Below are 10,795 nucleotides of genomic sequence, written 5' to 3' on the forward strand. Positions count from 1 at the left end.
ATTAGAAAACTGTTATTCTCAAATAATGAAAATTTTATTCCGCTATTTGCAGGCAATAAGCCCCGCCTCAAGATTGTGAGGAACCCTAAGAATCTTGAAGTGGGGAACTGGTCTGTGCTTGATTGATTCAACTAACCATCAGTGGGAGGAAGAAACCTCTCGCTGATGGAAGTTTCACTTTATTTTACTCTGTTGAAACAGACGGATCAGCTTGTTCTTTTGCTGGAATTACTTCGTAAAAATGCGAATTCATATCTTCTAACAAGGGTGAAAGAAGAGCAACTTCTTCATATTGTTCATGCTCATTTAATATACGAAGATAGTCTAATAATAACTCTTTCACATCAGATTCTCCTATTTTGCTGAGTGGACGAAGAGTAACATTCGCTCCTTTTGCAATTCGTCGCTCTAGTGCTTGTTCTGTTAATCCGAGATCAGGCTCATGACGTAAGTATACAACTCCTCCTGTCATTCCGGCACAAATCCACGGGCCAGGGTCACCGAGGACGAGCGCGCGGCCGTTTGTCATATATTCAAAAGCAAATCCTTTTATATTAGCGTGAACACCAATATTTCCATACTCTTCTTTTGGGAGTGGTTTTGTCATTCTTCCGCCAATAATCATATCAGCCCCTGATAGACGAATCCCAGCTCTGGCGTCAGCATTTCCTTGTACGTATAATGCTCCTTTTTGCGCACCGTATCCGAATCCTTTTCCAACAGAACCGTTATAGTATTTATCGTCTTTTCCTTTTGTTTTTGTAATGTAAATACCGCCTCCAAAAGCTGTTTTTCCGATGCCATCTTGCGCGCCGCCATTGACATGAATGAATAGATTTTCACTATTATAGGCCCCTAAGCCATTTCCGGGAATGGAACCATTTGTGTACTTTAATGTAATTGGCTCTAATATATGATTTTCATACAATTTACTACGCACGCGGTAGCAAGATTCCATGCCGCCCATTACACGCTGATCAACGCCAACACTAACAAGTTCTTTTGATTCAATGGCATAAGGGGTTTCATCATGTTTTTGCTGTGATGTTGTTTGCAAGGCATGGTATGTTACATCTTCTAATGTTTGTAATAGGTAATGTAAGTTAAGTAAATGCTTGCCGCTTGCTTGTTCTAATAAATCGGAACGTCCAACAATTTCTTGTAAGTTTGTATGACCAAGCTGCCCTGTTAATCGCTTTAGTTCTGTTCCAAAAGCTGTGAATAAATTTAATAATCCTTCTACAGCACTTTCAAAATTTCGCGGTACAAAGCGGCGCAGACCATGTTCTTTCGCTTGTGCTTCTGATTCAATTTGCGTTGCAATTCCAACATGACATGTATCTAAATGACAACCGCGGCATGTTGTACAACCGATAGCAATCATAGAAAGTGTACCAAAGCCAATGCGGTTTGCACCAAGAAGCATTATTTTCAATGCATCTGCAGCACTGCGTATACCACCGTCAGCCCAAATTTCTACGTGATGTCTCATACCGGCTTCTAATAGAGCATTATGAGCTGCTTTTACACCAATTTCAACAGGAAGACCAACGTGTTGCAAGGCATGAATACGTGCTGCACCTGTTCCGCCGTCGAAACCGCTAATGTTGATAAAATCAGCACCAGCTTTGGCGATGCCGACTGCAATGGTTCCAATGTTAGGGACAACAGGAACTTTAACCGCTACTTTTGCATGTTGATTAGCCGTTTTAATTTCTGTAATCATTTGGGCTAGATCTTCAATTGAATAAATGTCATGGTTATTAGAAGGAGAGATTAAGTCGGAACCAATTGTTGCATTTCGTGCTTCTGCAATTTTTGCTGTCACTTTTGAACCTGGTAAATGTCCGCCTTCTCCCGGTTTTGCTCCTTGCCCAATTTTAATTTCAATTAAGTTAGAGGAATTAAGCAGTTCAGCATTGACGCCAAATCGTCCTGATGCAACCTGTTGTCCGCGTGTATGCGGATATTTGCCAATCATATCCTTAATTTCGCCGCCTTCACCGTTTAAACTAATCATATTTAAGCGGTCGGCAGCCTCGGCGTAAGCGCGGAAGGCAATTTCATTTTGTGAGCCGAATGACATCGAGCTAATAATAAATGGCAAGCTATGATTTTTAACTCCAATTGAAACTCGCTCAATTGGAACTTTATGATTTGTTTCCTTTATTTTTATAAGATGCCGAATTGTTGTTGGATTTTTTTCTTCTAATTCCTCTAGTTTTTCACGATAATCATCGTAGGCATTTCCTTTTGCGATGTCCCCGATTGCTTTCCAAATACGCGGGAATAGATGAAATGTTTTTCTTATTTTTGCTTTTTCATTCGCATAATCTATTGCTCGTGCTTTTGCATCCTCAGCTAGTGCTTCTAGTGAAAAATCTAACGTATCAGATCCAAGGAAGTTTGTAATATCCAGTATACATGCGATTTCTTCATGTAAACCAATGGAAGAGAAGAGTCGGCCGTAGCCGCGTAATTCATGAATTCCAAGTGTTGAAATGACCTTTTCAAGCCCTTTATTGAATGCAGTATATAAATTTAGAATAGGCTTTTCTGTTCTGTCATTTACTGTTGCAAATGTAAGGTATGGATTTATAACGTCTGCTCCTAAACCATATAACGTTACAATATCATGTAAAGAACGAAGCGCTCCAGAGCGTACGACAATTGCACACTCACGGCGGAGTTTGTGTTTTGTAAGTTCTTGATGAATTTTTGCCGTGATTAAGTGTGGATCAATCCATAATTGATTATTTTGATGAGCCTTTGCATCGTCGAGTATGAGAAGAGAGGCTCCTTTTTTTACTGCTGTTACAGCTTCTGATCCTAGTCGATTCAGTGCAGTATATAAAGTTTCATCCGCTGTAAATGTTCCAGATAATTTATAGACAGTGCTATGCAGAGCAAACATACGGATGAGTTGTTCGTATGTTACTGTTTCTAAATGCTTTGTTGCTTGCTGTCCGGATTCTCCTTCTAAGACAATAGGGCTTGGAAGCTCTACAACAAATGGTTGTTCTTCTGTGGCATACAGATTTGGACGTGTTCCTACAATTGTACGTGTAGAGAAGTGCTCTATTTCGCGATCGCGATCAATAGCAGGATTTGTTACCACAGCAACGCTTTCTTTTATAAAGTCAGCAATATTTCTTCTTCCTATGTCGAGTCCTGCAAGAGGAGCATCATGTCCGAGAGAACGGATCGGCTCAGCACCTTTTTCAGCCATTTGTTCAAGAAGTTGAATATGCTCGCGGTCCCAGCCAAAGGCTGCGTATTGTTCTGTTTTGACTTCAGTAATTGAAGCAAGATTATCCAGCTCTTCTGTTGGTGGAACATGTAGATGATGGCGATAGTCGATAAAGTCAATTCGCTGTTTCATACGTGCATATACTTCCTCTTGATATACATCGTATTCGTATAAAATAAGCTCGCCTTGTGAATTCCGCTTTAACCCTATTTTTTCTCCAGGAGCAAGTGATTTTGGTTCCGCCACATATTCTGATGGAGAAATAACACCGGGTTCAGAAGAGAAGATGTAAGAATTTTCTGTTTCCGTTTTCCAAACTGGTCGTAAACCGAGAGAGTCTACACTAAAAACAGCTTCATCTTTATGCCTTGAAATAATTCCAGCCGGTCCTTGAGCAAAATGTCCCCAGGCTTCACGTATATACGTATATAAGTCTTGCATATGCGGCTTGTATAACTTAATTTCATTAATAATTGGTGGAAATAATATATCCATCGCTTCGAATAAACTGTAGTTGTAATGAGTGAGAAGTGTTTCTAGGGTGCGGTTTAAATCTTGAGAGTCGCTGCCTCCGATTGTAAGTGGTACATCAATCATTTCAGCTTGGTCACGCAGCTTAGCAATTGTATTAATTTCTCCATTATGCCCAAGTATACTAAATGGCTGAACGCGAAAAAAATTAGATAATGTGTTAGTAGAATAACGGTTATGTCCAAGTGTCATTGTAGATGCGATAAGTGGATTTCGCAGGTCAGCATAGTATGACACAAGTGTATCGCCAGCCCCGAGTACTTTATAAACAACATAATCCTGACTGAATGACGCGACATGAATTGCTTCGTTTTTTTCAATTTCTATCGTTAGAGAGAATAATAATTGATCAATCTTTTTATATTGATTTTCTGGAATAACAGCAACTTGCCAAAATAGCGGTTCTTCTTGTTTGCCGAGAGGTCCGAGTGCATCAGAGTTTGTTACGGTGCTAGTTTCAAATACAATAGTTAGATTTTCTTTCTGCAGCAAGGAACGGATATCATTTTGTAAGGAGTTTGTATCTCCTTTTTGGTGTAGAAAAAAATGTCCAACGATAAAGTGGGGATGGTCCACTAATGCTGGATTATAACCATTTTGAGTTAATTTTTCTTTCCAAAGTGTTTTTGGAAGATCAATATGAATTCCGATCCCGTCACCTTCATTATTAATAAATCCAGCACGATGATTCATCTTCACTAGCGATTCTATACAAAGATTAATATTTTCTTTCGTTGGAATGTTTTGTTTCTCCATTACGGAAACGATTCCACACGCGTCATGTTCTGCATTTGCATAATTTTGAAATAAAGACGGTGTCCATCTATTTGTTTTATTGAGCATCCGTCAATCCCCCCCTTGGTATGGAATTAGAATAATCAAAATATTAAAGGTGTACGACACCTAATATTTAAAATAATGAATTGTTATTTAGGGATAAAAAATAGATAATTTTGAATAATTATACTATTAATTCGTGATTTATGAAATAGTAAAAATAAAAAAACAGAGGAGATCCTCTGTTTTTTATTTTATTCCGCTTAATTAGGCGATATGTTTTAACGATCAGTGGGGGGGAAGAACCCCTTGCTGATGGAAATTATTTTAATGCAGCAAATGCTCTGCCAACAGCTTCAATCGTGTATTCAATGTCTTCTTTTGTATGCTCTGTTGTTAAGAACCATGCTTCATATTTAGATGGTGCTAAGTTAATTCCTTCATGAAGCATCAGTTTGAAAAATCTACCGAAAATTTCACCGTCTGTATTTTGTGCAGCATCGTAGTCTTCGATTTTATTTTTTGTAAAGTATACTGTTAAAGCGCCTTTTAGGCGGTTCACTGTAATATCAATGTTGTGTGCAGCTGCTTGTTCCAAAATACCTTTTTCAAGCATTGCCCCAAGTTCATCTAGTTTTTCGTATACCCCTTCTTGCTTTAGTACTTCTAAGCATGCGATACCAGAAGCCATAGAAGCTGGGTTTCCAGCCATTGTGCCAGCTTGGTAAGCAGGGCCAAGCGGTGCAACTTGTTCCATAATTTCTTTTTTACCACCGTAAGCACCAATTGGAAGACCGCCGCCGATTATTTTGCCAAGAGCAGTTAAGTCTGGTGTTACACCGAGTAAGTCTTGAGCACCACCATACATAAAGCGGAAAGCTGTGATAACCTCATCATAAATGACTAATGCACCTGCTGCATGAACAAGTTCATTTACTTTTTCAAGGAATCCAGGTTTTGGTTCCACAATTCCGAAGTTCCCAACGATTGGTTCCACAAGAATCGCTGCTACTTCATGTCCCCATTTATCTAATGCTTCTTTTAATGTTTCTACATTATTAAAAGGAACTGTGATTACTTCTTGAGCGATGCTTTGTGGTACACCAGCAGAATCAGGAGTACCAAGTGTAGAAGGGCCAGAGCCAGCTGCTACAAGTACTAAATCAGAATGTCCATGGTAGCAACCAGCAAATTTCATAATTTTCGTGCGTCCTGTATAAGCACGAGCAACTCGAATTGTTGTCATAACAGCTTCTGTTCCTGAGTTTACAAAACGTACTTTATCCATCGCAGGCATAGCTTCTTTTAACATTTTTGCAAATTTTACTTCTAAAGCTGTTGGTGTTCCGTATAACACACCATTTTCAGCAGCTACTTTAATTGCTTCTGTTACGTGTGGATGAGCATGACCTGTAATGATTGGTCCGTACGCTGCTAAATAATCGATATATTTGTTGCCGTCTACATCCCAAAAGTAAGCGCCTTTACCGCGCTCCATTGCAACAGGTGATCCACCGCCAACTGCTTTATAAGAGCGAGAAGGGCTATTTACACCACCAACGATATGTTCTAAGGCTTCTTTATGTAGTTCTTCCGATTTTGTGAATTTCATGAAAATTCATCTCCTTACAAAAATCTATGTATTATTTTAACACGTTTTTGGAAAAGACGTATTGTTTGTGATAGTTGTTACTGTTGGGTAAACTATTCGTTGTGCTAAACTGAAACTTTCGTCGGCATTATCTACTTCATTGTTAGTTAAATGAAGCGAGTTCATAGGAGGAATCCTGCAAAAGCTCGCTGTCTTTATATTATAGGAAAATGAAAGGTGCTGCCTGTTAGAGAGAGAAACAGAAAGGAGAATGAGTATGGAGACGGTTATTGAAGTAAAAGATTTACGGAAAGAATTCACATCGTACTCAAGCCGCTCGGGGTTAAAGGGAGCGTTTCGAGATTTATTAAATCGTAATTATAAGATTGTACCAGCAGTAAATGATATTTCGTTTACTGTAAAGCAAGGGGAGATGGTTGGATATATTGGTGAAAATGGTGCTGGTAAATCCACTACTATTAAGATGCTAACAGGTATTTTAACACCGACTGCTGGACAGATCACTGTGAATGGCATGAATCCTCACAAACAAAGGGAAGAATTTGTGAAAACGATTGGTGTTGTGTTTGGGCAGCGTTCGCAGCTTTGGTGGGATATTGCTGTGCAGGAGTCCTTCCGTTTGTTAAAAAAAGTATATGGTGTTTCTGATCAGCAATATAAAGAACATATGGAGCATGTGATTGAAACGTTAGATATTGGTCCGCTCTTGGACAAGCCAGTTCGGAAGCTATCTCTTGGACAGCGGATGCGCTGCGAATTAGCGGCAGCATTAATTCATAATCCGCCGTTATTGTTTTTGGATGAACCAACAATTGGACTGGATGTTCTTGTTAAATTGAAAATCCGTGATTTTCTAAAAGAAATGAATGAGCGATATAAAACAACAATTTTATTAACGACACATGATATTACAGATATTGAAGCGCTTTGTGATCGTGTGGTTATGTTAGATGAAGGAAAAATAATGTATGACGGATCTTTAGACAAGCTAAGATCGCAGTGGGGAGCAGAAAAGGAAATACATTTTCAATTTGGAACTCCTGTTACTTATCAGCAGCTTGCGATGTTAATGCCTGATAATGATGTAGTTTGGTCGCAAGGAAAAGAACAAAATACATGGATCGCCAAGATTCCGAATGAAGAAATTATTATTTCCACTCTTATATCAAAAGTTGTACAAACTTTTGCAATTAAAGATTTAAAAATTAATGAAGTATCCACGGAGGAAATCATTCGTAATATTTATGAAGAGGGCATAACTCATGGGTAAGTATATTGAAATGATTCGCGTCCGTTTTTTAATGATGCTTGCTTATCGATCAAACTATTATAGCGGTATTATCATTTATACAATTAATATCGGAGCATATTATTTTTTATGGCAAGCGATTTATAGTGGGAAAGAAAATATCGAGAGTTTATCAGTTACACAAATGACAACCTATATCGCAATTGCATGGATGGCGCGTGCTTTTTATTTTAATAACATCGATAGAGAGATTGCGATGGAGATTACAGAAGGGCGGGTTGCGGTTGAGTTAATTCGTCCATATAACTATTTAGGTATGAAAGTGATGCAAGGGCTAGGCGAAGGGATTTTTAGATTTGCTTTCTTTTCTATTCCAGGTATGGTCATTGTTACATTGTTGTTCTCACTGCAAATTACAACGAATTTCCAAACATGGTTGTACTTCTTCTTATCGCTATTATTTAGTTTTATCATTAATACACAAATTAATTTAATGACAGGGATGTTAACGTTCTTTTTATTTAATAATAATGGAATTATGTATGCGAAACGTGTCGTTATCGATTTGTTTTCCGGACTGTTACTTCCAATTAGCTTCTATCCGTTATGGGCTCAAAAAGCAATGACATTTTTGCCGTTTCAAGCAATTAGTTACATTCCAAGTATGATTTTTTCTGAAGGAATACAAGGTGAGGCAATTTATAAAGCTTTATTATTTCAAATAATATGGGCGGCTCTGCTCATTATTCCAATTGTTATGATGTGGAAAGCAGCGAGAAAACGGCTGATTGTGCAAGGGGGATGATGAGAAAATGTTATATTTTAAGTTGTTTTTACAATATGCAAGTCAATATATAAAAACGAAGCTAGAATACCGTGGTGATTTTATTGTTGGTTTACTATCAGATTTATTGTTACAAGCAGTAAACTTAATCTTTATTCTTGTTGTATTTGGACATACACAAGAATTGAAAGGATGGAATAAGGAGGAAGTTATTTTCATTTATGGTTTCTTCTTAGTTCCATTTGCAGTTTTTTCAGCGTTCTTTAATATATGGGACTTTAATGATCGTTATATCGTAAAAGGTGAAATGGATCGGATTTTAACACGTCCCATTCACAGTTTGTTTCAAATTATATTAGAACGAATGGAGTTGGAGTCACTTCTTGGTGCGATAACAGGTTTTGCCGTAATGGGATATGCTGTAGTACAACTTCAATTAACATTTCATTGGTATGATTTCTTTTTATTTATATTAATGGTACTAGGCGGTGCGCTTGTGTATGGGGGAATTTTCATAACACTTGCAAGCATTGGTTTTTGGTCAGATGCAAGAAGTTCCATTATGCCGCTTATGTATAATATCGGAAACTATGGACGTTATCCGGTTAACATTTATAATCGCGTCATTCGTTTTATCTTAACGTTTGTATTGCCATTTGCTTTTGTTGGTGTGTATCCAGCATCTTATTTTCTAGGAAAAACAGAATGGAATTCTTACGCATTTGCAACACCTGTTGTTGGGATTATTTGCTTCTCAATTGGTTTTTTCGTTTGGAATATAGGAGTAAAACGATATCGAGGTGCTGGAAATTAATAAAGTGAAACTTTAATCAGTGGGGGTTTTCTTCATCCCCCACTGATTATCAGCTCTCACCAATCGGGCTTTTCCGGGCAGTTTATCTCCCACTTATCTTCTTTGCTTTCGCTGAATTTTATTACTGCCCGCGAATAGCGGGATAAAGTTAATTTGTTTTATGTCTTCTTTCTCTAGGTTTCATTGTTCATTGAGGATGGGATAAAACTGCCTTTGTCCTCATACAAATAAAATGAGGTGGAGGACATGTTATGGGGAATTATTTTATTTATTGCCGCGATTGCTGTATTGCGAAGTATCCAATTGTTATGGAGTTCGGCGGGAGAATCAAATCGTTTTTTCTCTTTGTATAATCTTATTTCATTATTTCTCATTTATACAACCATACTAATTGCATTTGCGTTAAGTTATGTTGTTCTAGAAGAAAGTGGATTTTCGGTATTACAGGAAGATGGAAAGATGATAACAAGTCATTCATTTTCAATTGTAGAGGTATGTTTATACTTTAGTGCGATTACATTACTCTCAGTTGGATATGGGGATGTAACTCCAATTGGAATTGGCCGTTGGATTGCGATTGTAGAAGCACTAATAGGGTATACGATGCCATTTGCATTTGTTGTACGAACAGTTATGGAAACTGAAAAATGATATGATATTTGATATAGTGGAAGAAAAAGACAAGGAGTGGTTATACGTGGTTGCAGTAGGACAAATGGCACCAGATTTTACGCTAGAAGCAAGTAACGGAGAGCAAGTGAAATTATCTGATTTTCGTGGGAAACATGTTGTACTTTATTTTTATCCGAAAGATATGACACCAGGGTGTACAACAGAAGCATGTGATTTTCGTGATGCCTACGGAGTATTTCAAAAGAAAGATACAGTTATTCTTGGCGTGAGTCCTGATCCAGCAAATAGGCATTTGAAATTTATTGAAAAACATGATTTACCATTTTTACTTTTAGTGGATGAGCAACATGAAGTAGCAGAACTATATGATGTTTGGAAGCTAAAAAAGAACTTTGGAAAAGAATATATGGGTATTGAGCGTTCTACTTTTCTTATTAATAAGGAAGGGGAACTTGTTAAAGAGTGGCGCAAGGTGAAAGTAAAAGGTCACGTAGAGGAAGTTTTGTCTTATATAAAGTGAAACTTCCATCAGTGGGGGGCTTCATCCCCTACTGATGGTTAGTTGAACCAATCGGGCTTTTACGGGCAGTTAGCCCCCACCTAGTTTCTTTTCTTTTTCTGAATTTTGAGGTGGGGGTTTTACCCACTTGTGCAGCACAAAATAATAAGTGAAATATTGCAAGGCATATGTCTATACACATTTGGGGATTTCTCATATGTTAGTAGTGTAGGGCATACCTCCTCAGGTGATAGTTTTCCAAGTGCGAGTTTTTCTCGCACTTTTTTTATGTATATGTATAAAAAAAGGCAGCCTCATATAAAAATAAAATGAAACTGCCATCAGTAGGATCGTCCATTGATAGTTAGTTAAATCATCCGTACTTTTACCGCTTATTAGAGTGAAATGAATGTAAGATCAAGAATAAAACACATAGTTATAGTAGAAATATTGACGAGTGAAAGGAAAAGGAGTACACTCTTTATAAGAATTATAAAATAATAATCCGTATAGAATCGGGGTGCATGACGGTGGTCAAAGAGGAATTAAAAGAAGCGCTGGAAATGTTGAAAGATACGGGTGTACGCATTACTCCACAGCGTCATGCTGTTTTAGAGTATCTTGTGGAATCTATGGCGCACCCAAC

Annotated in this window: 8 protein-coding genes (1 of these 8 only partly in view); 6 read left to right on the forward strand and 2 right to left on the reverse strand. The window is 37.8% G+C overall.

Annotated elements, in window-relative coordinates:
- Positions 1-184: 184 nt before the first annotated feature.
- Both AB1284_RS00735 and hemL read right to left on the reverse strand, forming a co-directional pair.
- Positions 185-4,624, reverse strand: coding sequence for a glutamate synthase-related protein (locus AB1284_RS00735; protein ID WP_429752432.1), 4,440 nt, complete (start codon positions 4,622-4,624; stop codon positions 185-187).
- Positions 4,625-4,880: 256 nt separating this feature from the next.
- On the reverse strand, positions 4,881-6,170 hold the full coding sequence (gene hemL, locus AB1284_RS00740; protein ID WP_429752431.1) for a glutamate-1-semialdehyde-2,1-aminomutase: 1,290 nt from the start codon (positions 6,168-6,170) through the stop codon (positions 4,881-4,883).
- A 256-nt stretch (positions 6,171-6,426) separates the two neighbouring features.
- Here hemL and AB1284_RS00745 point away from each other — a divergent pair, with 256 nt between their 5' ends.
- From AB1284_RS00745 to perR, 6 genes are all read left to right on the forward strand, one after another.
- A complete protein-coding gene (locus AB1284_RS00745) occupies positions 6,427-7,440 on the forward strand; it encodes an ABC transporter ATP-binding protein (RefSeq protein WP_154709357.1) in 1,014 nt (337 codons plus the stop codon).
- Positions 7,433-8,224 (forward strand): ABC transporter permease, encoded by a 792-nt coding sequence (locus tag AB1284_RS00750; RefSeq protein ID WP_429752429.1) that lies wholly within the window; start codon positions 7,433-7,435, stop codon positions 8,222-8,224. The genes AB1284_RS00745 and AB1284_RS00750 overlap by 8 nt, the downstream gene beginning before the upstream one ends.
- Before the next feature lie 7 nt (positions 8,225-8,231).
- The gene (locus AB1284_RS00755) at positions 8,232-9,017 is read left to right on the forward strand and encodes an ABC transporter permease (protein ID WP_336483747.1); all 786 of its coding nucleotides are present in this window, start codon (positions 8,232-8,234) and stop codon (positions 9,015-9,017) included.
- Positions 9,018-9,263: 246 nt separating this feature from the next.
- On the forward strand, positions 9,264-9,668 hold the full coding sequence (locus AB1284_RS00760) for an ion channel (protein ID WP_429752426.1): 405 nt from the start codon (positions 9,264-9,266) through the stop codon (positions 9,666-9,668).
- A gap of 46 nt (positions 9,669-9,714) precedes the next feature.
- Positions 9,715-10,170 (forward strand): thioredoxin-dependent thiol peroxidase, encoded by a 456-nt coding sequence (bcp, locus tag AB1284_RS00765; RefSeq protein WP_429752425.1) that lies wholly within the window; start codon positions 9,715-9,717, stop codon positions 10,168-10,170.
- A 509-nt stretch (positions 10,171-10,679) separates the two neighbouring features.
- Positions 10,680-10,795 carry the 5' portion of a peroxide-responsive transcriptional repressor PerR gene (perR, locus tag AB1284_RS00770; protein ID WP_336483744.1) on the forward strand. The gene runs 310 nt beyond the window's last position, so 116 of the gene's 426 nt are visible here — the first part of the coding sequence; its start codon is at positions 10,680-10,682; its stop codon lies beyond the right edge, outside the window.

Origin of the sequence: Bacillus sp. S2(2024), assembly GCF_050474045.1 — a bacterium.
Classification (GTDB): domain Bacteria; phylum Bacillota; class Bacilli; order Bacillales; family Bacillaceae_G; genus Bacillus_A; species Bacillus_A yunxiaonensis.

Excerpts from the sequence above, each read along its gene's own strand:
- AB1284_RS00735 (WP_429752432.1), bottom strand. The coding sequence starts at position 4,624 with ATGCTCAATAAAACAAATAGATGGACACCGTCTTTATTTCAAAATTAT.
- hemL (WP_429752431.1), bottom strand. The coding sequence starts at position 6,170 with ATGAAATTCACAAAATCGGAAGAACTACATAAAGAAGCCTTAGAACAT.
- AB1284_RS00745 (WP_154709357.1), top strand. The coding sequence starts at position 6,427 with ATGGAGACGGTTATTGAAGTAAAAGATTTACGGAAAGAATTCACATCG.
- AB1284_RS00750 (WP_429752429.1), top strand. The coding sequence starts at position 7,433 with ATGGGTAAGTATATTGAAATGATTCGCGTCCGTTTTTTAATGATGCTT.
- AB1284_RS00755 (WP_336483747.1), top strand. The coding sequence starts at position 8,232 with ATGTTATATTTTAAGTTGTTTTTACAATATGCAAGTCAATATATAAAA.
- AB1284_RS00760 (WP_429752426.1), top strand. The coding sequence starts at position 9,264 with ATGTTATGGGGAATTATTTTATTTATTGCCGCGATTGCTGTATTGCGA.